Raw genomic sequence first — 24,605 nt, forward strand, 5'->3', positions numbered from 1 at the left:
AGCACAGATAAATTAGGCCTGTTTTAAACTCTATATAGTCTCAATAATGGCCCGTCCGTAAAGGGCGGGCCATTTGAAGAATGCAACTGTTTACTCGACGTTAACTGGTATTTTGTCAACCAGAGCAAACTTCCCGTCTTTTACCGTTAGCAAGAAGACCGGACTTTTAATAGGTTCACGATCCTCACGGAAGGTGGTGTTACCTGACACCCCTGGATAATCCTTAAGTTTAGCCAATTCATCCTTGAATACCTTAGGATCACTGCTTTTGGCCTTTTCCATGGCCTGAGCCAGTATCATCACCGCATCATAATACTGGGCGGCAAACATATCGGGATCCTCATTATATTTCTGGCGATAGTTTTTCAAAAATTTAGCAGTTTCCGGACTAGGTTGATCAGTGGAAAAGCCGCAATAGAAAATAACTTTTCCCGCTACAGCCTCCCCACCCAGTTTAGCCAGGTCCTGACCATACAGCCCATCGCCGCCAACTAGAGAAATATCTAGACTTTGTTTTTTGGCTTCCTTCATAATTAGAGCTGCTTCAGTATAGTAGCCGGTAAATACGATTACGTCCGCTCCGGTTCCTTTAAGTTTGGTAATCTGGGCACTAAAATCGGTTTCCTTATCATTGATGCTGTCTTCCATTACAATATTCGCACCTTTATCCAGTAGGGCTTTTTTAAATACTGGAGTTAAGGCAGTACTATACCCATTATTTAATGAAGTAATAACTGCTACGTTTTTCCACCCCCGGTCATTCATCATCCAGTCTACTACTACCGGAGTTGCAAAAATATCCAGTAAGGTATTACGGAATACAAAGTCCCCAATTTCCACTACTCCGTCTCCTGTAGCACCAGCTGAAAATAATACTACCCCGTTCTTCTGGGCTATATCAGCTGCAATTTTGGTTAACCCGGTGCAGGGATCTCCTACCAAAGCTACTACTTTATCCCGGGTAATATACTTCTGAGATATGTTAGCAATCTCTGAACTGTCTCCCTTATTATCCTCGTATATACCGACTACCTCTTTACCCAGGACACCACCATTAGCATTTAGTTCCTCGATAGCCATTTTCATACCCTTTTCACCAGGTATTCCATAATTAGCTACATCTCCGGTTTTAGCTCCTAAAAACCCTAGCTTAATTACATCAGAACTTGAACTGCCCCCACCACAACCTGCTAATAGTGCGAAAACTAAAACTAGAGATAAAATTACCGCCCATCTGGCTTTTCCTTTGCCTCTCAATATATGTCCCCTCCCTGTTGCTAGAAAACACTATAATAACGCCGGCCTTCTTAAATATTCTTGGCATAAATATGTACCTGCTAAAGGCATGGTTTAAAACAAGATTATATTGTATAACCTGCCGCTCTCCAGGTTGTCACCGTGAAAATAAAAGGAATATTTATGCACTATGATACCCTCGATTTATCACCTGATAAATCGCACCAGGTATTTTATTCGGGATGTTGTTCGCCTTCCACCTCCGCTCATCTAAAAAAGTATAACAGATTATTTATTCCTTTTAGTAAGCAAAAATCCTCCCTATATACGAGAAAACTGCCAATTTTACATAACTTGACAGTTGGTTTGCCCGTTACCGACCATTTGGCTCTCTACAAATTTGGCAGGTAGTAAAAATCTGGCAGATTTTTTCAGAGACTGTGTATAAAAGGTTTAAGGGGAATATCTTCATAATTTTTGGCTTTTAAAAACAGCTCCACCTTGGGATCAGATCTATATTCTGTGAAAAGATTAATAAATAAACGGTCAAAACTGGTTATTCCATTCCCGGTTAATGGTGGTATAAGTCCCCGGCCCTGGGCAAATAAAAGCGTAGCCGTAATACCCGTCCAGGTAATAGAATAGATTAGTTGCTCAGTGTCACCCAGTAAGGGACTGCATAGGTAGAAACGGCAGATTAATGACCTTACCGGGTATATCTCACAAATGCGCTCCTTTAAAAATATGCATGGCTCAGGCACCATGCGTAAAAGCCCCCGGGAAACCTTTTCTGCCTGAAAATAACGATTAATAAAGGAAGGGTAATCAGATTTTAGGTAGGCGGCCATTTTTTTAAAAGAAATTAAATCCGGAATAACATAAGCAGTATTACAACAGTTATTCGTACAACCCCGGCAGGCCGAATGGTTATTCACCCCGTAACTTTTAAATATTCGGGTATCATCACATAAAGGCTGCCATACCTCCAAAAGATCGGCCAGAGAAGCATCATCACTATGCACCCTGATTCCTATAGATAATCTGCCATTTTCCTCGGCCTGGTAGACTTCTATGCGGCTGTTTTTATATAACATCTTCTTCGACCACCCCGGCTGGATTAATGTTAATCATCGCTTTGCTTGCTGGCCTGGCGGGCCAGTTCATCACAACGTTCGTTCCAGTGATCTCCAGCATGGCCTTTTACTTTTTCTATGCACACTCGGTTTTTTTCCATTAGCCCCAGAAGTTCCTTCCATAAATCCTGGTTAGCTACATCTTCCTTGCGGCTGTTCTTCCACCCGTTTTTACGCCACCGGGAAATCCAGTCTTGCTTAAAAGCATTGACCACATAAGCACTATCAGTATTAACAACTACCTTCCAGCCGGTAACCTTTAAGGCTTTTAGCCCCTCAATAATGGCCCTTAGTTCCATACGCTGGTTAGTAGTCAGCTTTTCAGCACCACTGATTTCTTTTTGATGCTCACCAAATAACAAAACAGCTGCCCAGCCACCCGGCCCAGGGTTACCTGAGCAGGCACCATCCGTATAAATAACTACTTCTTTCATCATAAGTTACTCCCTGTCGTGGCGAGGGTTTTTAGTCACCACTTCTACAGCTTCCGCCAGGGCTACTATAACCACCGTATGAAGATCCCGATCCAGAAATTCCGCCCTGGTAATAGTAGCTCCAGTATTACTGACTACGTAGCGAGGCTGTATATGGTTAAGAGCATAAGCAGCAATATCAGCCCGGCATTTGCTGCAATCGCAGGCACCTGGTTTAGCCTTTAAAACTGTGTCCAGTTCCTGCCAGACCATATCCTCAGCTATATTTTTAATCTTCATAAGTTTATCACGCCTTAAATTATATTGAGCAGTTGTCCCACTCTTTCAATATGGTAGTCAGCTTCCAAAACTGGCCAGGATGGAGAAGGGCATAACCAGATAGCTGTCATTCCCGCTTTACGAGCCCCGATCACATCTGTTACTACATCATCTCCGATATGGGCTGCCCAGGTATTTTTAACCTTAAGATAATCCAACGTATAAGAAAAAATACGGGGATTAGGCTTAGCAAACTTTACTTCATCGGAAAATACCAGGTAGTTAAAATAAATACCAATGCCATCCTTATTAAGAATTTGACGCAGGATAGTTCCAGGACTAGCCCCGGTATTGCAAATAACGGCTAATTGGTATTTCTGGGCTAGTACCGGCAGAGTTTGCCGGACATCATCATTTAACTGGGGCGGGACCTGTAATAAAGTACGGGTATAAACCTGATAAAGCTCTTCGTAGTTATCTTTGTCCAGCTTTAATCCCAGTTCATCCACAATACATGCTACCTGACCCCGGGGGCCTATATCTTCACCATACCACCTTTGCCGCTGGTAGGCAGTTTTCCATCCCTGTTTAAAGGCCCGGCTTATTTCCTCGATGGTAAACTGATACCCCAGAGGAGCTAAAACTTTTTGCACATTCTTAGCCCGGCTATTATCCAATACTGCATCAGCTGGTCCTTTATATAACGTATTCCAAAAATCAAAGGTTATAGCTTTTAGCAAAAAAATCACCTCATATGCCATTCTAACAGTACATTACGGCATACCCGGCTAAAATCCTGCGTAACTGCTTAAATAATAAAAAACCCCCTGGCCGGGGAGTTATACATCCATTACCTTTTTGGTAGTACTCTCAGACTGTTCCACAAACCCCTTTACATCTCCATCTAGTAAGGCCTGATTATCTTTCTGGCGTTCTTTATTTAGGCTGCGGGCCTGGTCCTTAATCCGGTTATGGTCAGTACAATAAAACCCGGAACCTTTAAACATAATACCTACATTTTTGCTGATCAAACGCTGGACTTGACCACCACAAGTAGGACATTCAGTTAAGGCCGATTCGGTTATCTTTTGCATTTTTTCGAAACGACCGCACTTTTCGCATTTATAATCATAGATGGGCATGATAGAACCTCCCCTAACAGTTTTATAAATTAAAATAGCTACATATAAATATGGCTTAAGGAAACAGGAATAGAGATAATCCTATTTAATTTTTATAGTACTCCTGCTGGTGTTTGTCAATCTACTTTTACACCACATGGGTCATACTGATATAAACAGCCCCTGCCATAATCCCATTCCAGATACCATGGGCCAGGGCGGTTACAAATATGCTGCCGGATTTTTCATAGAGATAGCATAATACTACTCCCCCTACGGCCAGGGGTATAGCCCTCCATACATCCCAGTGGGCCGCCCCAAAGATTAATCCAGCTACTAAGGCTCCCCAGATCGGCCCCAAGGGATAACGCAGCACCGGATAAATCATTCCCCGGTAAAAAAGTTCTTCTGATAGTGGTGCCAGCACCGCCCCCATAATAAACAATACTAAAAAAGACGGGCCAGAGATTGTGGAACGCAGCATTTGCTCAAATACCTGGGGTTGAATATCGGGCTGTAACAAGTTTACCGGGTAGCTTAAAATCAATATGATAAGAAGTAGTCCCATACCCCCGATTAGACCATAAGTTACAAACAACCTGCCACCGGGAATATTTATCCCCAGATCTTTTAAACTGGCCCCCCGGATACCTGCCATGATAATTACTAATAGTATGGTAGCCGTAAATTGCACCATAAATCCCAGAATAAAATACATTAAAGGAGTATCTTTAATCCCAAAACGAGTAAGCCAAATTAATAACCCGTCACCGTGCATGCCAAAAATAATTCCGGCCAAAATTATACCCAGGTATACGATGATAATATCAAATAACCCCCAGGGAGGTTTTCTGTATACTTTAGCCAGATTATACATCCCCTTCCAGTAAGTCCTCCGGTTTTTTAACCCCAGATCAGGCTAAAAATAACCAGTAGTGAATGAGTGAAAAAGAAAACCGCACTCAATCTTTCTATCCGCCAGTTGAATACCTCTTTTAGCATACTCTTCCCCTGGAAGAATCGTCTAAAAGCCAGGCTTACCTTGGATAAGTGAATAACCTCTACACCCGTAAAAAAACCGGTAACCATTTGCATAACCGGATTAGATATAACGGTAAATACTAGTACAAAATATATAATCTCCAAAATAGCTGAGAACCCTATCATGCGCCATACCTGTCCCCGGGCAGCCGGCCCTTTTTCTATCATCCAGGCGGCAAAACTTTTAAGCAAATCCGTTTCAAATTCTCCTGGAGAGCCTTTTATAATCTGAATAAAATATATTGAGTACAGTAAAAAGATGACTCCGGCAAAGAGCCCCAGGGTTACTGCCATCATTACACTACCTTTCCCACCAATTGTTTAAACACTATAGCAAAAAGCCCAACTATATTCAAAGCCTAAGAAAAAACTCTTTAGATCTTAGTACTGGTTAAAAAGACTTAATAACTTATCTTTAGCTTATCCCTTCAAGATATCTACTCCTCCAAATCATTATAAAATAACCACTCTAAAATAAATACCCCATAGGAATAATCCCCATTCTCCCTGTTTAAAAAACCTTCCGGAATATCTTTATTATAGCCTGTATATTCCTACAAGCGGGCTACCTGTCTCCAGATTATGCATATTCCGGCTATAGTTCCCTATCTCCCTATTTAGGCTGCAGTATTACGGATAACTTGTTAGGCTTCCTTATTTGGGAATATGTTGTTGTTATCGTCTTATCCCCATTTAGATAGAGTTTAATTCTCTCGTGCTCTCCTTATCTGCGATGATTTATTCCCTTAACCATAAAAAATTTCGCCCACCTGGTTTATGTGGTAAAAAATTATAGTACGCTTATTGATATTTGATAATAAAAATATATAGGGGCTGAGCATTTTAAGTAAACCTGAGGTATACTACTGGTAGAAAACATAGTTGCTATGCTCTATCGGTAAGCTGGTAATTATACTGTATTTTGACAATAGGAGGAATGTTATGCTTTTTGAAACCATCGATATAGGTAAACTGAGATTGAGAAACAGAATCATCCTCTCTGCCATGCACCTTTCCTATAGCCCCGATGGAAAAGTTAATGAACGCCTTATCCGCTTTTATGAAGAAAGATCCCGGGGAGGAGCCGGACTGGTAATGGTTGGGGGAACCGCTATAGAGCCGGCTGGTGTTTATGGCGGATTTGTATCAATCCACGCTGACGAATTTATACCTGGTCACCAGGAACTGGTATCCAGGGTCAAGGCAGGCGGAGCCGGAATTGGCATTCAGCTTTTTCATTCGGGAGCCTATTCCCAGGCTTACCTTGGTGGCTACGAAGTAGTTGCTCCTTCCCCGGTTCCCTCAGGATTAACCAGGCAAATCCCCCGCGAGCTATCCATAGAAGATATCCAAAACCTGCTACAAACTTTCGCCCAGGCTGCCGGCAGGGCTAAGAAAGCCGGATATGATCTGGTAGAGGTCATAGGCAGTACCGGCTACCTGATCAGCCAGTTTCTGTCCCCTTTAACTAACCAGCGCAAGGATCACTACGGAAACAATATGGAAAATCGCATGCGCTTCGGTCTGGAAGTAATACAGGCCATACGTAGTGCTGTGGGCCCAGATATGCCTATCAGTATGCGTTTAAGTGGTAATGACTTCGTTCCGGGAAGTAACACCTGGAAGGAACTACAAGTTTTTGCCCGGGAATTAGAAAAAGCCTCCCTTAACCTGCTTAATGTAACTGGAGGCTGGCATCAGTCCCGCGTTCCCCAAATACAAGCCGAGGTCCCCCGGGGTAACTATGCCTACCTGGCCGGAAAAATAAAAGAATGTGTCAGTATACCTGTAGCAGCAGGTAACCGAATAAATAACCCGGAGGTAGCTGAACAGATATTGCAGTGGGGTCAAGCTGATTTAGTATCTGTGGTGCGGGGCTTTTTAGCTGATCCCTACTGGGGGAACAAAGCCCGTAACGGCCAGTCTAAAAGAATCCGCCCCTGCATTGCCTGCATGAACTGCCTGGAAAGCGTATTTAACCCGGAAGCTCAAAAACTGGGGGTCACCTGTGCAATAAACCCCCAGGCGGGTCTGGAAGCACCCAGGGAATTACGGATACCATCCTCTACAAAAAATGTATTAGTAATTGGGGGCGGCCCGGCTGGGTTGGAAGCAGCCCGGATAGCCGCATTAAAAGGACACCAGGTAACTTTGTTAGAAAAAAAGGCTACTGTAGGTGGGCAATGGAATATTGCTGCTGTTCCTCCGGGAAAAAGCGAATTTAAAAGCCTGATTGAATTTTATGAAGAAGAACTAAAGGAATTACATGTTTCCATCCGATACAGCACAAATGCTACTCCCGAGACGATTATGAGTATGGAACCAGAGATAGTATTCATAGCTACCGGTGCTGAACCACATGAACCTGCCCTACCGGCAAAAGATCAGTGCACGGTCATCGATGCCTGGTCAGTCCTGAAGGGGCAATCCGTTAAGGGCCCTAATATAGTAGTCATAGGCGGTGGTTCAACCGGTTGCGAAACTGCACTTTACCTGGCTACCCAGGGAACCATCAGCCCGGAAGCCCTTAGTTTTATGCTGCTGCACCAGGCAGAGGAACCCGACATCCTGAGACAGCTACTAACCAGGGGGGCCTACCAGATACACCTGGTGGAAATGAAACGCGGATGGGCCCGTGATATGCTAAAGGGACAACGCTGGGCCACCCTTAAACATCTTAACCTACTGGGAGTAAATATGTATGACCAAACCAAAGTAATCTCCCTAGAACCAGGGCGAATTCAGGTTGAACATAATGGTTCACGCCGCTGGCTCCCGGCCGATACTGTAGTTACCGCTACCGGCAGCCAATCCAGTAAACAACTATTTTCCCTGCTGGAAGGCAGCGTACCCCAGCTATATTTACTGGGAGATGCCCGCCAACCTGCCCAGGTATTAGATGCTATCCACGACACCTTTGAACTGGTTAACCAGGTAATATAAAATAATAGGAAACAAGAGGACGGTCCCCTTTGCGGGAAAAGCAAATGGGAAACAAGGGATGTCCCCCTGCTTCCTAAGGAGGTATCAAGATGGGTTATACTTTAGGAATTGATGCAGGCGGTACTTTTATAGATTATTTTATGATTGGGAATGATACCTCTTATATGAGTTATAAATCTCTGTCTAGCCCCGTTTCCCCTGATTATGGTATTATCTCCGGGCTGGAACAATTAGCCCAGGAAATAAATATGACTTTATCCCAGTTTTTAGGCCAGGTTGATTTGATCGTGCATGGTACAACCGTTGCTACAAATGCAGTTTTGACTCGTAGCGGTGCCCGGACTGCTTTATTAACTACAGAAGGTTTAATCGATTTATTGGAAATGCGCCAGGGCGTGCGAGATGACGTATACAATAATCACCGCAGCTCCCCTGACCCCCTGATAGAAAGATGGTGGCGCATTCCTATTCGGGAACGGATGGACTACTTAGGGCAGGTTCTTAGACCCCTTGATCACGAACATACCCAGCAACAATTACAGGAATTAGCCGACCAGAACATTGAGTCCATAGCGATTACCCTGGCTCATAGTTATATAAATCCTGAACATGAGCAGGCTTTAGCCGCATTAGTCAGACAGTTTTTACCCGGGGTACACATAAGCCTCAGCCACCAGGTTCTGCCCCGGGTACATATGTACCGCCGGGTAAGTACTACGGTTTTGGATGCTTATGTTGCCCCTGTTTTGCAAAGTTATTTAACTCAGCTATTAGACCTATTAAGACTAGCCGGTTTTAATGGTAATATGCTTATCATGCAGTCCAATGGAGGTACGGTAGCAGTTGACCAGGCCCTACAGTTACCAGTTATGAGCCTGTTGTCAGGACCAGCGGCTGGTACAGCCCTGGTCAAATATCTCTCGACCAGTATTCAGATAGAAAACGCCATTGTTATGGATATGGGGGGGACTAGTTTTGATGTTTCCCTGGTCCAAGCTGGTACTCCGGGGATGAGTGATTGCGCTACTATAGATGGACTTTGGCTAGGTATGCCCGTAATTGATATAAATACCATCGGTGCCGGCGGTGGAAGTATTGCCTGGGTAGATAATGGGGGATTACTTCATGTGGGTCCATCCAGTGCAGGGGCCTGGCCCGGCCCGGCTTGTTACCAGTCAGGTGGACAACATCCTACTTGTACTGATGCCGATTTAGTCCTTGGACTCATTAATCCCGATTATTTTTTAGCAGGACGTTTACAGTTAGACACTGAGGCTGCCTGCCAAGCTATAAAAACTAACATCGCTGATCCATTAAATATTGACATAGTTACCGCTGCCCAGGGAATTTACCGGATGGTAAACACTGAAATGGCAGCCGGAATCAAAGAGATTACTTTGGAAAAGGGTTATGATCCCCGGCACATGACTCTGGTAGTCGGTGGCGGGGCGGGTCCGCTGCACGCGGCTTATGTGGCTAAAGAACTAGGAATTCGCCGATTGATCCTTCCCCGTGAATCATCGGTTATGTGTGCCCTGGGTATGCTTTGCTGCAGTTACCGACGTGATTATTACCAGTACTATTTTCATTCTATTAATGATTTTGATTGGTTAGAGTTAGAATCACTTTATGGGAAATTATGGTCTTATGCCTTACAGCAGGCCCCTTATGAAAGCCTGTCTGTAACTAAAAAAAAGATTTTTCTTCGTTATCAGGGCCAGCATTACGAGCTAGGGTTGGACATCCTGGAATTTGATCGGTTGGATAGCCAGGTACTAAGTAATTTGTTCCATAATCATCACTATAATACCTACGGATATGATCTGGCTGATTTGGATACAGAAATCGAAATAGTAGGTCTCTCTATTGTCGTTCAGGGCACTAGCTGGCAGCCACCTATTTTTAAAAATGAAGTTAAAAATAATCGGCATCTAATTTTAAAAGGCAGCCGTTTAGCTTGCCTGGAGGAAGTAGGTTCTTATATGGAGATTCCCGTCTATGACGGTGACGCTCTATATCCCGGTTACAAGCTGTTCGGTCCGGCTCTTATAGAACAGCGCCATTCTACCGTAGTAGTACCTACCGGATTCGTTCTCTCCTGTCCAGACGATAATAGTTTTATCATGGAACAAATCGGGTAAAGTGCCTGGCTATGTATTAAGGAGATGGTAACTGCAATGGTGGATCCCATATCGGCTGCAGTCATGCAAAAAAAATTAAAATCAGTTACTCGCCAGATGGCTATGGCTATGATACATAGTTGTCGTTCACTTAATCTGAGTGAAGCCCGGGATTTTTGTACCGGCATCTATGGCCCAGACGGTGGTATTTGGGAGCAAAGTGAGTTTATACCCATCATGGCTTATACAGTGCCTTCCTCGATAAAGGCTATCGCTGATTATTTTGCCAAAGAACTTTATCCCGGTGATGTAATTATTCATAATGATCCTTTTACCGGTGGAAATCAGACATCTGATGTTAAGATAGTAGAACCAGTTTTTTGGCAGAATGAGCTGATTTGCTTTGTAGCCGTAAATGCCCATCAGGCTGACGTAGGCGGAGCAGTAGCAGGTGGCTATAACCCGCACGCCCAGGAGATCTGGCAGGAGGCTTTACGTTTGACCCCACTTAAAATATGTGAAAAGGGTCAGTTGCGCCGTGATGTATGGGATCTGGTATTTGCCAATATACGGCTTCCTATAGTTAAAGAAGATATTAAACCCATGATGGGAGCCTGCCACCTGGCTAGACAGGAATTAGAAAATCTAATTAATGATTACACCCGCTCTGAATTTTTTGCGAATCTGTTTTACCTATTTGAGTCTTCTCAGCTTTCTATGAAAAAACAGATTGCCGCCATCCCTGAAGGGATATATAAATCCTCTCATTCAGTCTTTGGTGACGGCATAGATCCTGAAAAGGTTTTACAAATCCAGCTTTGTTTAACTGTTCAGGACGGAAGGATAAATTTTGACTATAGTGGCACTTCCCCTCAGACTTCAGGTTATGTTAATGCTCCCCTGGCAGTAACCGTTTCTGGTTCGCTACTAGCCTTACTGATGAGTCTGGAAAACGTTTTTCCTAAAAACCAAGGTATGATGCAGCCGTTAAGTTTTACCGTTCCCGAGGGTAGTATTTTAAACCCGGCTTTTCCAGCGGCTACAGGTTTTGGTAACCATTTAACTGATCAGATCGGGGCAGTAGTTTTAAAGGCTTTATTTCAAGCTATTCCCCATAGAGTTACAGCCGGATGGAATCCCCTTTTGTGTGTAATGTTGTCCGGCTATGATACCCGCCGGCAGCGCCACTTCGCTGATATGCTAATCAATGCCTGTAAAGGAGGCAGCGGTGCCAGCTGCAGGTATGATGGCTGGTCACATCTGGGCTTAATTGGTGGAGGCGGAGGTATCACCGCCCAGGATCCCGAAATGTTCGAACTGGAAAACCCGGTTTTATTTCACCAGTTTGAATTTGCCCGGGATTCAGCCGGCCCAGGCAAGTGGCGGGGTGGATTAGGAGTAGAAACTATCGTTGAAATAACCGAGGCAGAAATATATGCTAATATTTTTGGCGATGGTATAGTACCTGAGGCTGCGGCTTTTGGATTAGCCGGGGGACATCCAGGTAGTACTAACCGCCTGGACATAACTTTTCCAAATGGTCAGAAAATCAAACCGGCCGGTAAAGACCTGATAGGTCCCCTTCCCCGGGGAACCATTCTCCGACAGGTAGCTGGCGGAGGAGGAGGATACGGACCGGCAAAAGAACGTTTAACCTCCGCAATTGAACACGATATTAAGGCTGGTTACATTAGTGATGAAGCAGTGGCCCGGTTTTATAAAGGTGTTAAAAGTAGGGATTAAGAGTCCAAGGAGGTATCCCTTTTGAAAAAACCAACCGAAATACGCAACGTAAGTGATCAAATAGCAGAGGATCTGGTCAATTCCATTTTACGGGGCGAACTAAAGCTAGGACAGAAGCTGCCGGCTGAGACCGCCCTGGCTGAAGAATATGGTGTAAGCCGCCCTACCGTTCGTAATGCCTTACAGACTTTAGAAAGAGAAAATCTTCTCCGCTCTAAACAGGGCTGTCAGGGGGGCTGGTATGTAAGCAGCAGTAATATTGAACAAGTCACCAATTATCTAGGCCGGTATCTGGCCCTATCCCTTAACAGTAATCAGATCACTAGTACTCATCTTAGCGAAATTCGTTCTATGGTCGAAGTAAAAGGTTGTGGCCTGGCTGCTATGCGCCGCACTGCAGAGGATATACAGGCTATGGCAGCAGCTCTGCCTATTAATTATCAGGACCTAAATGATTATGAATACCACAGCCAGGATATCGAATTTCATCGCCAGGTAGCTGCTGCCACCCACAATCCATTGATTATCATTACCATACACGCTACCACCATGGCGCAGGAATTATATGCCATGACCGTACCGGCTCCGGAAAAAACCAGACAGGTATTAAATCAAAGCCTGCTAAATATTTACCAGGCTATAGTGGAACAAGATGTGAGCCGGGCGGAAGAAGCCATGTCTAACCACCTTGATTACTACAAAAAAATGTCCAGCGGAGTTTTCTTCAAAGTATAGATAATAGGTATCAGCAAGGGGATTAGAAGGCGAAAACAAAGGGAACAGTCAACTGTTCCCTTTGTTTTTCGCCCGTTCCATGATTAGTGAACAAAAGAGATGACCAAATGGTCATCTCTTTTTTGTTTAAATGTAATCCTATTTTACAATTACCGGTAAACATTTTTACCTTTCGAAGGGTTTTGTCGGGATGGCTCGAAAGTTAAATGCGTAAGAGCCGGGTGATTTTTTCAATGAATTTTGGCCAGTGAAAGGAGGTGAAAAAATGCTGACCAGACTGCTGGACCTCATTAATCAACCGGAAAATACCCCTAAAGGTAAGATTAACCTGCATAACCATCTGTGCCTTAATGTGCGCACGGGCAGACAGCTATGTAGCTCCTGTGTTGATGTTTGCCCGGTACAGGGTATAGAGCAAAAAGGAAACCGCGTAGAGATTAAAGATTGCATAGCCTGCGGGCTGTGTGCGGTAGCCTGCCCCACCGGAGTCATGGATGAGTTATGGGACGCGGTTGCCAAGGTGATCAGCGCTGGCAAAGATCCGCGCCCCTGTTTATGGATTAGCTGTCATAATACCGCTCCGATTAAAGATGCTCTCAAGCTTAACTGCCTGGGTGAACTAACCCCGGAGTTAATTCTTTATCTGTTAAGGCGAGATATTTCCAAGATTAGTATACTTTACCAGCCGGAGGTTTGTAAAGGCTGTAGTTGCCATTCCGGCCAAACTAACTGGAATAATACCTGGCAAAAGTTGGCCCGTATCTACCCACCTGAAGCCAACTGCTTCCAGGTTCAGGATTTGGCACCGGAATTTATAGATAACGATCAGCAGCCGGTGGATTATACCAGAAGAGGTTTTCTCCGGTCTTTTACCCGGGAGGCTCAACAGGTTGCTGCTCAGTTACTTCTGGGGGAAACGGTAGATAAAGAGAATAACCCCTTTGCCCAAAGCCTGTCTCTGCGTCGTAAACTCTTTACCCATATTGTATCCCACCTGGATCCTGACCAGGCAAAAATATTGGAACCTGGTTATTTACGACATCCGGAAATAGGACCCGATTGTAGTTTTTGCAACAGTTGTGCCACACTTTGTCCGTCGGGAGCCATGAAAATGGTGCAACGGGATGACTCGGTACAACTGTCCGTAGATCCGACCGCCTGCAATATGTGTGGGTTATGTGCAGCCATCTGCCCGGCCAGGGCCATTACCGTAGACTGGGCTATCCCCAATGATGCACCACCCCAGCGAATACCTTTATTAGAGGGTGAACGCCGGCGTTGTTCCCAGTGCGGACAGCATTTTTGGAGTTGCTCTGATACTGGTCAACCAATATGTATGAGGTGCAGTAACAACCGTAATAAACCGAGGCTCACATGGCATGAATCAACAATGTAACAATGGGAGGTGCTGTATGTGGAAGACAATAAGCTAAAGATGAATAGACGTACCTTTGTTAAGGCTTCGGCAGCCACCGCCGCGGTAACCTATGGAGCCTGTCAATTTAGCCAGGTTTTTGAACCGGCTCAGGCTAAGGCCGCTGCCAGCACAGAAGAAGGCGTAAAACTGGTACGTACTACCTGTGCTCCCAACTGTGTTAATAGTTGCGGGCATCTGGTACACGTTAAAGACGGACGCATTGTCAAGGTAGAACCGGCTGAGTTTCCCGATCCCAGGTATAACCGGATTTGCCTGAAAGGTATATCCAACGCTATGCAGAAGACCTACTCCCCTGACCGGGTCAAATATCCCATGATGAGAGTAGGAGAACGGGGAGAAGGCAAATGGAAACGAGTATCCTGGGATGAGGCTTATGATTATATCGCTGAAAAAATTAAGTCAATCCAGAAAAAATATGGTGACGGAGCTATGTCCTGGATCAGCATGACCGGTGACTATGGTGTGTTTGGACAGCTTATTTCCCACCGGATTGCCAATGTTATGAAAGGTACTATTTTGACTAATCTTGGTATTATGGGAGATTTAGCTTCTAATGTAGGCTTTTTCCCTGCTACCGGAATGCTGCAGGATGGTCATCCCTGGCCGGATTTGATGAATTCGAAACTGGCTATTTTCATTGCCTGTAACTATGCGGAAACAGCTCTTAATGATAGCCGTTTTATATGGGATGCTAAGGAAAATGGTATGAAGCTAATCGTCATCGATCCCCGTTTTTCCAATACTGCCGCTAAAGCCGATCAGTGGGTACCTTTACGCCCTGGAACTGATGCAGCTTTATTGCTGGGTATGATGAACGTTATATTAAACAAAAACTTGCATGACAAAAAATTCTTAACTGATAATACTACCGGTCCTTACCTGGTCCGTACTGATAACGGCCAGTTCTTAACCCCTAACGACCTGAATGGGGGCAGTGCCGATGAGTATATAGCAATTGATGCAGTTACTGGTGCTATTCGTCCCCGGGGAGGTACGGGCCAGGCCTTGTCAGGCAAAGTAGAAGTAACCCTGGCAGATGGTACCCGGGCGGAGTGTCGTACTGCCTGGGATTTAATTGCTGATTATATCTCCCGGTGGACACCGGAAAAAGCCAGCCAGGTATGTGAAGTACCAGTAGAAGTTATTACTAAACTGGCTATTGAGTATGCCACCACCAATCCAGCCGCTATTAAAATCAGCCAAGGTGCTAATCGCTACTGGCAAGGGCATCAAGCCTTTAGAAATGCTATCCTGCTGGGAGCTATATGTGGTAACCACGGCAAAAGAGGTGGAGGGGTTTCCTGGGCAGGAGGTACCCTATTTAAAACTATCGCCGGTACTCCTCCCTGCTGGTTAAACCCTCGTTTGGATGAAGGATATGAAGAAAAAATGGTTGTGGGCAGCCATATGTTTGAAAAAATACCTAAAGATGAACCTTATCCGATCCGGGGTATATGGTTTAACCATTACAATTACGGAACCCAGATGCCTAATTACAATAAGTTTATCAATGAAATCGCTCCCCGGCTGGAGCTGATTGTGGTTAATGAACAGTTAATGAATGATGCTACCACTTATGCTGATGTGGTTCTGCCCGCCTGTTCCTGGTATGAGCAGGAAGGTGAACTAGTAGCCTCCTGGTCTAATTTCTATTTCCAGTTACGGAAACAGTGCATTAAACCCATGTGGGAAACTAAGCAGGATCATACCATATATGCGGAAATATCCGAACGTATGGGTTATGGCAAGTACTGGGGGTCAGTAGAAGACAGTATCAACGAAGTCATCGATAATTTCCTGGAAGATCGCCTGCGCGATATTGATAAAAAGGAATTATGGGAAACTGGAGTAACTTCAGCTCTTTATCCGGAAGATTTTATTCCTTTTGAAGATCAAAAGTATTTTACTAAATCGGGTAAGCTGGAAATTTATCTGGACTTTTTACATGAACTGGGTGAATCCCTGCCCGTTTATGTAGAACCACTTGAAAGTAACCGTAAGCCTAAAGCCGAAAAATATCCTCTTACTTTTATGAATGTTCATAGTGTATTTACGGTTCATTCCCAGCATGCAACTCTACCCTGGATTCAGGAAGTCAATCCGGAACCGAGAGTGGATATCTGTAAAGCCGATGCCGATAAACGCAATATTAAAGACGGCGATATGGTCAAAGTGTTTAACGACCGTGGTCATGTGGTTTTAAGAGCACGTATCACTGAAAGTATGCAGGAAGGTTGCGTAAATATTTACGAAGGCTTCTGGAAAAAACAGTTTAAAGACGGTCATCTGCCCTCTTTGACTCATATGGAATTAAATCCAGTTCAAGATGCCGTTTTTGAAAGCAACTATGCTCCATATGACAATCTGGTCGAAATTGAAAAAGCTTAAGAAAGGGGGGACTGAATAATGAGTAAAAAATATGCTCTGGTTATTGATATGAAAAGGTGCGTAGGTTGCCGAACCTGCACAGTCGCTTGCAAGATGGAGAATAATGTCCCCTTAGGGATAGCCCGGATGCGAGTACTAAACCCGCAAGGAAATATACATTTTGACAAACCGGTCGGGGTCTACCCTAATCTGAAAATGTATTGGACTCCAGTACCATGTCAGCATTGTGAAGATGCTCCCTGTGTAAAGTCATGCCCTTCCGGTGCTATGCACAAACGTGAAGATGGTATCGTTGATCTGGATAAAAGCAAATGCATTGGCTGTCAGTACTGTGCCTGGGTATGTCCCTATGATGTCCCACAATTTGATAAAGATGCCGGAGTCAGCGATAAATGTACCATGTGTGCTCATCGCATAGACAAAGGAGAACTTCCCATGTGTGTAAAATGCTGTCCGACCCGGGCCATTAAGTTTGGCGATTTGAATGATCCCAATTCCGAGGTAGCACAGTTGATTAATCACCGCAGCAGTAAAGTACTATTACCAGAACAGGGTACTCATCCATTAACCCATTATGTGTTTTAAGGAGGCGAGTAGATTATGGAAATAGCCTATAGCCTGGCATTAAGTTACCTGCTATTGGGAACATCTATCGGACTGATGGTCTGGTTTACGGTTGGCCGCATTATAGATCGCAAAAATTTTGGAGCTTCTGCCCCCAAAATTTTGCTGGTAGCAGTTGTTTTAGCCGTATTAGGAGTAGCTTTCGCTACAATTCACCTAGGCCGTATGGATAGATTTATGAACCTGATCGCTAATCCTAGTTCCTGGTTGTCAAGAGAAGGATTATTCGCCGGGGCTTTCACCGCTTGTACTGTGCTCTATTTCCTTCTAGCCAAAAAAAAGGAACAAAAAGATCTTCACCGTATCGATCCCCTGCTTTATGTAGCTGTCCTGGCAGGTGTGGGTACCTTTATTTGCATGGGTATGATTTATGCTTCTACCCAAGCCATACCCGCCTGGAATACCACCATGGTAGTACTGGTCGATATTCTTTCCGGGCTGCTGATGGGTGGACTATTGTTCCTGGTACTGGCAGCTAAAGAAGTATCATCCGACTTTCTACGTTCAATTACAGTAGGGGTTTTCCTGGTGATTCTGGTCAGTATCATCATAAATATTGCTTACGAAGCTCAGGTAGGAATGGTCATGTCAGCTCTTGCTGCCCGGGGAACAGCTGTTCCTTCAGTTTGGTTAGGAACCTTAGTCCGGGTAATTATCGGTTTGCTGGTTCCGGCTTATCTGATGGCAAAATCATTTAAAGGTCAGGGAAACAGTCAGATAGCTGCTCTTAACATTGGACTAATCTGTGTAGTAATCGGAGAAATTGCTTCAAAAATGATGCATTTTATCGTAGCCGTAAAAGGCCCCCTGTTTTAGTCGGAAAGGATGAATTTTATGCTTAGGCAACATCGATACGAATTACTGGCTCTGGCACTATCTTATCCTAATCAGGAGTTACTGTCTGCTATCGAGCAAGGTCTGTACGATGAAGCGTTTAAAAAAACTGCTCCTATTCCTAGTGATTTGGATGAATTGGAAGTGGAGTATTGCCGCCTATTCGTTGGGCCCAGCCATGTAGAGGTTCCTCCTTATGAATCTGTTTACCGGGGCCATGAAATAAGTATGCAAAAAGGGACCGTATTAGGCCCGGCCGCAGTAGAAGTAAGCCAAAGTTACCTGGAAGCAGGTTTACAACTAGCCAGTGATTTTGGCGATATGCCCGACCATATCGCAGTAGAAACCTGGTTCCTGGCTTATCTAGAAGCTATGGCTGCTGCTAACCCCGCGGGTGATTTTTTGCAGTACAAACAGCAATTTATCGAAAAGCACCTGGGGCAATGGGTTATTACCTTTGCCCAGGAGGTTAGAAAAGCCAGCCGCCATCCCTGGTATTCATTTACCAGTGATTTGTTGATGGAAATGTTTCAAACAGAGCCCTATACTGACCGGAAAGTTTAAATTTAAGACTAGTATCATAACAGCATACCATATCAACGAGGTCGACGTCTTGTGCGGTTTTGTAACTGGTAGAAGCGTCGACCCGGATAGTATGCTAAGGATTATTTTAGAGTTTGGGGTACCTGCCTATTCGTAAGAAAGATACGTTGGATTTAATATCCCGGTATCATTATCTAGTTTAGATTTTCTGTCTACTTCAAAGGAGTATAAACATGGCAGAACCAGCAATCACATTTTATACCAAAACAATAAAGGGCCTGAAGCCCATCCTAATTGCTACTTTGTTACTCCTGATTTTTGTGGCTTTAATGCTGGGTCGTTACCAGGTATATCCACAGCAAATAGTAGCACTGGTAATTTCCAGGATAACAGGAGCTCCTTTAACTATCCCTTCCACCATAGCAACGGTGGTGTTCGATATACGCCTGCCTCGGATTCTAGGGGCAGTGTTAATCGGTGCCGCTCTATCCGTATCAGGTACCGCTTACCAGGGAATTTTCAGAAATCCCCTGGTATCCCCGGATATATTAGGAGCTTCGGCCGGGGCCGGTTTCGGAGCAGCTTTAGCCATAGTAAATTCCTGGGGCATGGTGGGAATACAGTTGTCAGCTTTCTTTTTTGGTATGTTAGCTGTTTTAGTAACTTATATCATCAGCACCAGGATAAGAAAAAATGATTCCGCACTAATTCTGGCTCTGGGGGGAATTCTGGTAGGGACCCTGTTTTCATCCCTGGTTTCTTTGATTAAATATATTGCTGATCCTTTTAATAAATTGCCGGCCATCACTTATTGGTTAATGGGAAGCCTAGCTTCTTTGGACTTTGGAGATATGAAGTTTGTATTACTGCCTATGCTGGTAGGGTTAATTCCCCTCTACCTCATTCGTTGGCGACTAAATGTGCTCTCTTTTGGTGATGAGGAAGCTGAAGCCATGGGGGTTAATACTCATCGTTTAAGAGGATTGGTAATTTGTTCGGCTACCTTGCTTACTGCATCGGCAGTTTCCATCAGCGGAATCATCGGATGGGTAGGACTAGTTATCCCTCATCTAGCCCGTGCCATTGTCGGACCAGACTATAAGATTCTTTTACCGGTATCACTACTAATCGGCAGCTCGTTCTTGCTCCTGGTGGATACTTTGGCCCGTACTCTTATATCAGTAGAGATACCCCTGGGTATTCTTACTTCACTAATAGGAGCACCTTTTTTCTTATATATGTTAGCAAATGGCAGGAGGGGTTGGCAGTGAAACTGGAAGCCCGTGAACTATCTTTTAGATATCAACAAAATAAAGTGTTTTCCGATGTCTCCCTGGATGTTAATTCTGGTGAGGTAGTTTGTTTACTTGGACCTAATGGAACCGGGAAAACCACCCTCTTAAAAGCTATCCTTGGTCTTCTAAAGCCCTACCAGGGAGAAGTGTTGCTCAACGGTCGTAATATTAGCCATTTAACCCGCCGGGAAAAAGCAAGGTTTTTGGGCTATGTCCCCCAGTGTCACACTCCCCCATTTCCATTCAGCGTCTTGGATGTTGTTTTAATGGGACGCACTGCTCATATTAATAACTTTGCCGTTCCCTCTAAATATGATATTCATATTGCTCGTCAAGCTATGCAGATGCTGGATATCGAACACCTGGAGCCAAGGATTTTTACCGAGCTTAGCGGTGGAGAGCGGCAGATGGTCTTGATTGCCCGGGCTCTGGCCCAGGAGCCAGAAATATTAGTACTAGATGAACCGACTTCTAACCTTGATTTTGGTAACCAGGCCCGGGTATTAAAATATATCCACAAACTGGCATCCCTAGGGCTGGGGGTCATTATGGCATCCCATTTTCCTGACCATGCCTTTTACTATGCCAGCAAAGTAGTGATGCTTAAAGACCGTCATGTTTATATGGTGGGTTCACCTGATGAAGTAATTACTGAGGCTAATTTAAGTTTTGTATATGACGTGAATGTAGAAGTAATTCATACTACTGATAAAGACGGTGAAGAAATAAGAATCTGTGTTCCCGTAGTGGCTTAATTAAGATTGCCTGGAGGTGTATTATGCTAAAACGGTTAATGGCGATGTCCATGTTGATTATGCTGCTGATGTTTTCGGTTACAGGATGCAATAACCCGGAAACTACTGGTGACAGTGATTATGTAGAGATTAAAGATATGGCCGGTAGAGAGGTCCGCATCCCCCGGCACATTAACAAAGTTTATGCGACTTCTTCGGTAGGTAGTATTTTTGTTTATACCCTGGCTCCGGAAAAACTAGCCGGGTGGAATTCTCCTTTACGAGATGAGGAAAAGAAATATATTCTTTCCGAATACCATAACTTGCCTGTGCTGGGACGATGGAACGGCAACAGCAATACCGGTAATATTGAGGAACTTATTAAAGTACACCCTGATGTAATTATTAGTATGGGGGATGTATCCCCCCAGTACATTGCTGATGCTGATGCAATACAAAAGCAGCTGGATATACCAGTTTTAATGGTGGATGGAAGTTTGAAAAACATGGATCAGGCCTACCGTTTTCTAGGAGGTCTGCTGGAAAAAGAGGAACGGGCTGGTAAACTGGCCGACTACTGTACCAACACCTGGAAGGAAATTGACCGGTGGTTGCAAAACATCCCAGAAAATGACCGGGTTCGGATATACTATGCCGAAGGCCCAGCAGGGTTAGAGACGGAAAGGAAAGGAACCGTAAATTCGGAAGCTATTGATTTGGCGGGAGGATTAAATGTAGCTAACCCTAACGAAAGCGAAAATATCAGAAGAATGCAGGTTTCCCTGGAACAACTATTGCTATGGGATCCCCAGGTTATAATTATCAGTACTGATGGGGATCGCCACCATGAGGTTTATAACAGTATAACGAATAGCAGTAAATGGAACAATCTGCAGGCTGTACAAAATCAACAAGTTTACGAGATTCCCAATGCGCCTTACGACTGGATTAACCGCCCTCCTTCTGTTATGCGTCTATTAGGAGTAAAGTGGCTGGCCGGGATATTATATCCAGATTATTATAGTATTGACCTGGAAAAAGATATGAAGCAGTTTTACAAAGAGTTCCTATTTTATAATTTATCTGACCAGGAAACTAAGTTAATTATCCAGAAGGCCAGGTAGAAATGAAAAACATTTTCTTAACCGGGAAAATCCAGGTAGGCAAAAGCACTATAATCAATCGGAGCCTGAGCAATTTTAAAGGGTCAATAGCCGGGTTTAAAACTATTCCCCGGCTCCGGGTTGATAACAAACGCAGTTTCATACTACAAAGCCTGACGGCAGATGACTATACTGATATCCCCTGGATATGCCGTTACAATAATGAAGACCGGCTAACTGGCATAACCGAAACCTTTGAGACTTATGGAGTTTCTGTTCTGCAAAAATGCCTGGGATCCCAGCCAGATCTAATAATCATGGATGAATTAGGCGTCTTTGAGGCCCAGGCCTACCGCTTTCAATGCATGGTTTTTGAGCTGTTGACATCTCCATTACCAGTAATAGGGGTCCTAAAAGCCAAAGAAAATTCCTTTTTAGACAGCATAAAATCCAGAAATGATGTGCAAGTTTTACAGGTAACAGTTGCCAACCGTTCAGAATTAAGCCTGCTATTTAACCATATAGTAAACAAGTTCTCTCCTTTTGAGCAGGTTTAAACCCGCCCAAAAGGCGGAAAAGGGAATCCAGCTTCCCTTTCCCGCCTCCTTAGGAAGCAAGGGGACGGTCCCTTTGCTTCTTTTTCCCTTTTTAAGGGAGTGAAGGAACCGTCTTCTTGCCTCCTCCATCATACCGGGCATATTATTATATGAAAAGAGAGGGAGTTCTCCCTCTCTTTTAGTATTTCAGGGTATTTTATTTTAGGACTACCGGGTTGACAGCCGTCCGGCTTCGTAAGCTTTTTATCGCTCGTTCCAACCCGTCCACAGTGAGCTCTTCCATAGGAAAGATCTCACCGATCTTGCGGATAGTAAAGGCCCCATCCATCCAGTCCCAATATTGGCGGGAGATCGGGTTAAGCCATACTGAATATTCAAAACGGCGCCGCAGACGGCTGAGCCACTCCTGTCCGGGCCGCTCGTTGTATAAATCCCATTCAATAATCCCCCCGGGCCGCGTCAGTTCATAGGGGGCCATACTGGCATCACCAACAAGAATAACCCGATAATCGGTGCTATAAGTTTGTAATATATACTCGGTTTCCGTAAAATCACTTTGCCGGCAGGACGGGTCATGATACAGCCAGTCATAAATGCAGTTATGAAAATAGAAAACCTTCAGATCCTTAAAGTGGTGGGAACGATTTACTGCTGTAAACAATTGGTTGCATAACTGGCTATAGGCTACCATAGATCCTCCTGAATCCATAAGCAGCAGTACCTTAATCCCATTTTCCCGGGGACGATCCCAGACCAGCTCCAGGCGGCCAGCATTTTTACAGGTCTGGTCAATAGTGCCCTCCAGATCCAGCTCAGTTTTAGCTCCCTCTAAACGAGTAGTAAACTGGCGTAACTTGCGTAAGGCTACCTGAAATTGGCGTACCCCCAAGGTCTCATCAGTTCGGAACTCCTGAAATCTTCTCATCCCGGCCACCTTAACGGCTGACAGGTTACGGGATTGCCCACCGATGCGTATACCACCCGGATGATAACCTGAATGTCCAAAAGGTGAGGTTCCCCCGGTACCTATCCAGCGGTTCCCGCCATGATGTTCTTCATTTTGTTCCGCCAGCCTTTTTTCCAGAAGCTGTTTTAATTCATCTAAATCAAGCTGCTGGTGTTTACGCCGCATTTCATCAGTAATTTCCAGGGGTGGTAACTCTTTATCCAGCCATTCCCATATTTTATCTGGTAATCCTTCTGGAGTTTCTACATCACCGAAATAACTGGCAAACGCCACGTCAAAACGGTCATAATGGGCCTCTGACTTAACCAGCACTGCCCTACATAGATAATAAAATTCGGTTAGACTAGACCCGGCCAGACCTTGTTCCAGGGCTTCCAGGAGTACCTGCCACTCGTTCATGGATACCGGAATTCCATAATTTTTGAGCACGTAAAAAAAATGCGTAAACATATAGTTACCTCTTAAAACCGTTAATAACGGTACCGGTTAACGGTATTTCTGATATTTTGATTACGGGATTGAGCCTTATTGTGAAGCATATTAAGCAAGGTATCCAAATCTTCATTTTTCTTGAGCAGAACCCCTAAAAACGGTATTTCGGATCTGATGCGATTGGGATTAACCCCTCCTACTACCAGGGCCTGTAACCAGTCAATTAACTCACTAGTACTAGGCTTCTTCTGAATATTAGGAATATTACGCAGCATGTAAAATGTATCCAAAGCCTGCTCCAAAAGATGCTTTTCCAGGTTAGGATGGTGTACCGATACTATACGTGCCATACTTTCTGGATCAGGAAAAGCAATATAGTGGAAGATACACCTTCTTAAAAAGGCGTCCGGTAATTCCTTTTCGGCGTTACTGGTTATTATTACAATCGGTCGATTCTTCGCAGTAATTGTTTCCTTGGTCTCGGGAATATAAAAACTCATCTGGTCAAGCTCCCACAATAGGTCATTGGGAAACTCCAAATCCGCCTTATCAATTTCATCAATCAATAACACCACCGGTTTATCAGCTACAAAGGCCTCCCCCATCTTGCCCAGCTTAATATAGCGTTTGATATCGGAGACATCATTATCCCCAAACTGGCTATCATAGAGCCTCTGTACAGTATCATATACATATAATCCTTCTTGGGCCTTGGTGGTCGATTTAATGTTCCAGATTAAAAGGTCCATACCCAACGAATCAGCAATACTCTGGGCCAGCATAGTCTTACCCGTGCCAGGTTCGCCTTTTATCAGCAACGGTTTTTGTAAGGCTATGGCAATATTAACCCCATTCATTAATTCATCTGAAGCTATGTAATCAGATGAACCCCGATAACTTATTCCCTTTTTGGCTGCCATTCCATT

General features: G+C 44.3%; 23 protein-coding genes. 13 read left to right on the top strand and 10 right to left on the bottom strand.

The features are described 5' to 3' along the window. Positions 1–90: 90 nt before the first annotated feature. From ACZ5Q0_RS03885 to ACZ5Q0_RS03920, 8 genes are all read right to left on the bottom strand, one after another. Positions 91–1,260 (bottom strand): ABC transporter substrate-binding protein, encoded by a 1,170-nt coding sequence (locus ACZ5Q0_RS03885; protein ID WP_446820813.1) that lies wholly within the window; start codon positions 1,258–1,260, stop codon positions 91–93. 407 nt (positions 1,261–1,667) lie between these two features. Further along, entirely contained in the window at positions 1,668–2,330 is a 663-nt protein-coding gene (locus ACZ5Q0_RS03890; protein ID WP_446819262.1) for a YkgJ family cysteine cluster protein, read from the bottom strand. 29 nt (positions 2,331–2,359) lie between these two features. Continuing rightward, complete coding sequence (gene rnhA / locus ACZ5Q0_RS03895; RefSeq protein ID WP_446819261.1) at positions 2,360–2,803, bottom strand: ribonuclease HI; 444 nt, start codon at positions 2,801–2,803, stop codon at positions 2,360–2,362. 6 nt (positions 2,804–2,809) lie between these two features. Then, positions 2,810–3,082, bottom strand: coding sequence for a late competence development ComFB family protein (locus ACZ5Q0_RS03900; protein WP_446819260.1), 273 nt, complete (start codon positions 3,080–3,082; stop codon positions 2,810–2,812). Positions 3,083–3,096: 14 nt separating this feature from the next. Continuing rightward, complete coding sequence (locus ACZ5Q0_RS03905) at positions 3,097–3,822, bottom strand: HAD family hydrolase (protein WP_464827257.1); 726 nt, start codon at positions 3,820–3,822, stop codon at positions 3,097–3,099. A 78-nt stretch (positions 3,823–3,900) separates the two neighbouring features. Further along, the gene (locus tag ACZ5Q0_RS03910) at positions 3,901–4,203 is read right to left on the bottom strand and encodes an FmdB family zinc ribbon protein (protein ID WP_446819258.1); all 303 of its coding nucleotides are present in this window, start codon (positions 4,201–4,203) and stop codon (positions 3,901–3,903) included. A gap of 127 nt (positions 4,204–4,330) precedes the next feature. Next, positions 4,331–5,059: a CPBP family intramembrane glutamic endopeptidase gene (locus ACZ5Q0_RS03915; RefSeq protein ID WP_446819257.1), complete on the bottom strand. Its 729-nt coding sequence runs from the start codon at positions 5,057–5,059 to the stop codon at positions 4,331–4,333. A 26-nt stretch (positions 5,060–5,085) separates the two neighbouring features. After that, positions 5,086–5,520 carry a hypothetical protein gene (locus tag ACZ5Q0_RS03920; RefSeq protein ID WP_446819256.1) on the bottom strand — a complete coding sequence of 145 codons (435 nt, stop codon included), beginning with the start codon at positions 5,518–5,520 and terminating at the stop codon, positions 5,086–5,088. Positions 5,521–6,165: 645 nt separating this feature from the next. Here ACZ5Q0_RS03920 and ACZ5Q0_RS03925 point away from each other — a divergent pair. From ACZ5Q0_RS03925 to ACZ5Q0_RS03985, 13 genes are all read left to right on the top strand, one after another. After that, positions 6,166–8,166, top strand: coding sequence for an oxidoreductase (locus tag ACZ5Q0_RS03925; RefSeq protein ID WP_446819255.1), 2,001 nt, complete (start codon positions 6,166–6,168; stop codon positions 8,164–8,166). An 89-nt stretch (positions 8,167–8,255) separates the two neighbouring features. Continuing rightward, a complete protein-coding gene (locus ACZ5Q0_RS03930; protein WP_446819254.1) occupies positions 8,256–10,307 on the top strand; it encodes a hydantoinase/oxoprolinase family protein in 2,052 nt (683 codons plus the stop codon). Between the two features lie 36 nt (positions 10,308–10,343). Further along, the gene (locus ACZ5Q0_RS03935; RefSeq protein ID WP_446819253.1) at positions 10,344–12,029 is read left to right on the top strand and encodes a hydantoinase B/oxoprolinase family protein; all 1,686 of its coding nucleotides are present in this window, start codon (positions 10,344–10,346) and stop codon (positions 12,027–12,029) included. Between the two features lie 21 nt (positions 12,030–12,050). After that, the gene (locus ACZ5Q0_RS03940; RefSeq protein ID WP_446819252.1) at positions 12,051–12,764 is read left to right on the top strand and encodes a FadR/GntR family transcriptional regulator; all 714 of its coding nucleotides are present in this window, start codon (positions 12,051–12,053) and stop codon (positions 12,762–12,764) included. A gap of 265 nt (positions 12,765–13,029) precedes the next feature. After that, complete coding sequence (locus ACZ5Q0_RS03945) at positions 13,030–14,160, top strand: NADH-quinone oxidoreductase subunit I (protein WP_446819251.1); 1,131 nt, start codon at positions 13,030–13,032, stop codon at positions 14,158–14,160. A gap of 18 nt (positions 14,161–14,178) precedes the next feature. Further along, complete coding sequence (locus ACZ5Q0_RS03950; RefSeq protein WP_447182731.1) at positions 14,179–16,590, top strand: molybdopterin-dependent oxidoreductase; 2,412 nt, start codon at positions 14,179–14,181, stop codon at positions 16,588–16,590. Positions 16,591–16,608: 18 nt separating this feature from the next. Then, entirely contained in the window at positions 16,609–17,175 is a 567-nt protein-coding gene (locus tag ACZ5Q0_RS03955) for a 4Fe-4S dicluster domain-containing protein (RefSeq protein WP_446819249.1), read from the top strand. 15 nt (positions 17,176–17,190) lie between these two features. Beyond that, the gene (locus ACZ5Q0_RS03960) at positions 17,191–18,030 is read left to right on the top strand and encodes a hypothetical protein (protein ID WP_446819248.1); all 840 of its coding nucleotides are present in this window, start codon (positions 17,191–17,193) and stop codon (positions 18,028–18,030) included. 18 nt (positions 18,031–18,048) lie between these two features. Continuing rightward, positions 18,049–18,612, top strand: a complete 564-nt coding sequence (locus ACZ5Q0_RS03965) for a TorD/DmsD family molecular chaperone (protein ID WP_447182732.1) — start codon at positions 18,049–18,051, stop codon at positions 18,610–18,612. 212 nt (positions 18,613–18,824) lie between these two features. Next, positions 18,825–19,862 carry a FecCD family ABC transporter permease gene (locus tag ACZ5Q0_RS03970; RefSeq protein WP_446819246.1) on the top strand — a complete coding sequence of 346 codons (1,038 nt, stop codon included), beginning with the start codon at positions 18,825–18,827 and terminating at the stop codon, positions 19,860–19,862. Next, positions 19,859–20,641 carry an ABC transporter ATP-binding protein gene (locus ACZ5Q0_RS03975; protein WP_446819245.1) on the top strand — a complete coding sequence of 261 codons (783 nt, stop codon included), beginning with the start codon at positions 19,859–19,861 and terminating at the stop codon, positions 20,639–20,641. Before ACZ5Q0_RS03970 ends, ACZ5Q0_RS03975 begins: the two co-directional genes overlap by 4 nt. A gap of 23 nt (positions 20,642–20,664) precedes the next feature. After that, positions 20,665–21,744 carry an ABC transporter substrate-binding protein gene (locus ACZ5Q0_RS03980; protein WP_446819244.1) on the top strand — a complete coding sequence of 360 codons (1,080 nt, stop codon included), beginning with the start codon at positions 20,665–20,667 and terminating at the stop codon, positions 21,742–21,744. Positions 21,745–21,746: 2 nt separating this feature from the next. Next, positions 21,747–22,280 (top strand): nucleoside-triphosphatase, encoded by a 534-nt coding sequence (locus ACZ5Q0_RS03985; protein ID WP_447182733.1) that lies wholly within the window; start codon positions 21,747–21,749, stop codon positions 22,278–22,280. A 196-nt stretch (positions 22,281–22,476) separates the two neighbouring features. On the opposite strand, the gene ACZ5Q0_RS03990 is transcribed toward ACZ5Q0_RS03985, so the two are convergent. Next, positions 22,477–23,697 (bottom strand): vWA domain-containing protein, encoded by a 1,221-nt coding sequence (locus tag ACZ5Q0_RS03990; protein ID WP_447182734.1) that lies wholly within the window; start codon positions 23,695–23,697, stop codon positions 22,477–22,479. A 20-nt stretch (positions 23,698–23,717) separates the two neighbouring features. Continuing rightward, complete coding sequence (locus ACZ5Q0_RS03995) at positions 23,718–24,599, bottom strand: AAA family ATPase (protein WP_447182735.1); 882 nt, start codon at positions 24,597–24,599, stop codon at positions 23,718–23,720. Positions 24,600–24,605 lie beyond the last annotated feature (6 nt).

The organism is Syntrophomonas erecta subsp. sporosyntropha (genome assembly GCF_055395365.1).

Excerpts from the sequence above, each read along its gene's own strand:
- ACZ5Q0_RS03890 (WP_446819262.1), bottom strand. The coding sequence starts at position 2,330 with ATGTTATATAAAAACAGCCGCATAGAAGTCTACCAGGCCGAGGAAAAT.
- rnhA (WP_446819261.1), bottom strand. The coding sequence starts at position 2,803 with ATGAAAGAAGTAGTTATTTATACGGATGGTGCCTGCTCAGGTAACCCT.
- ACZ5Q0_RS03900 (WP_446819260.1), bottom strand. The coding sequence starts at position 3,082 with ATGAAGATTAAAAATATAGCTGAGGATATGGTCTGGCAGGAACTGGAC.
- ACZ5Q0_RS03905 (WP_464827257.1), bottom strand. The coding sequence starts at position 3,822 with ATGGCATATGAGGTGATTTTTTTGCTAAAAGCTATAACCTTTGATTTT.
- ACZ5Q0_RS03910 (WP_446819258.1), bottom strand. The coding sequence starts at position 4,203 with ATGCCCATCTATGATTATAAATGCGAAAAGTGCGGTCGTTTCGAAAAA.
- ACZ5Q0_RS03915 (WP_446819257.1), bottom strand. The coding sequence starts at position 5,059 with ATGTATAATCTGGCTAAAGTATACAGAAAACCTCCCTGGGGGTTATTT.
- ACZ5Q0_RS03920 (WP_446819256.1), bottom strand. The coding sequence starts at position 5,520 with ATGATGGCAGTAACCCTGGGGCTCTTTGCCGGAGTCATCTTTTTACTG.
- ACZ5Q0_RS03925 (WP_446819255.1), top strand. The coding sequence starts at position 6,166 with ATGCTTTTTGAAACCATCGATATAGGTAAACTGAGATTGAGAAACAGA.
- ACZ5Q0_RS03930 (WP_446819254.1), top strand. The coding sequence starts at position 8,256 with ATGGGTTATACTTTAGGAATTGATGCAGGCGGTACTTTTATAGATTAT.
- ACZ5Q0_RS03935 (WP_446819253.1), top strand. The coding sequence starts at position 10,344 with ATGGTGGATCCCATATCGGCTGCAGTCATGCAAAAAAAATTAAAATCA.
- ACZ5Q0_RS03945 (WP_446819251.1), top strand. The coding sequence starts at position 13,030 with ATGCTGACCAGACTGCTGGACCTCATTAATCAACCGGAAAATACCCCT.
- ACZ5Q0_RS03955 (WP_446819249.1), top strand. The coding sequence starts at position 16,609 with ATGAGTAAAAAATATGCTCTGGTTATTGATATGAAAAGGTGCGTAGGT.
- ACZ5Q0_RS03960 (WP_446819248.1), top strand. The coding sequence starts at position 17,191 with ATGGAAATAGCCTATAGCCTGGCATTAAGTTACCTGCTATTGGGAACA.
- ACZ5Q0_RS03965 (WP_447182732.1), top strand. The coding sequence starts at position 18,049 with ATGCTTAGGCAACATCGATACGAATTACTGGCTCTGGCACTATCTTAT.
- ACZ5Q0_RS03970 (WP_446819246.1), top strand. The coding sequence starts at position 18,825 with ATGGCAGAACCAGCAATCACATTTTATACCAAAACAATAAAGGGCCTG.
- ACZ5Q0_RS03980 (WP_446819244.1), top strand. The coding sequence starts at position 20,665 with ATGCTAAAACGGTTAATGGCGATGTCCATGTTGATTATGCTGCTGATG.
- ACZ5Q0_RS03985 (WP_447182733.1), top strand. The coding sequence starts at position 21,747 with ATGAAAAACATTTTCTTAACCGGGAAAATCCAGGTAGGCAAAAGCACT.
- ACZ5Q0_RS03990 (WP_447182734.1), bottom strand. The coding sequence starts at position 23,697 with ATGTTTACGCATTTTTTTTACGTGCTCAAAAATTATGGAATTCCGGTA.
- ACZ5Q0_RS03995 (WP_447182735.1), bottom strand. The coding sequence starts at position 24,599 with ATGGCAGCCAAAAAGGGAATAAGTTATCGGGGTTCATCTGATTACATA.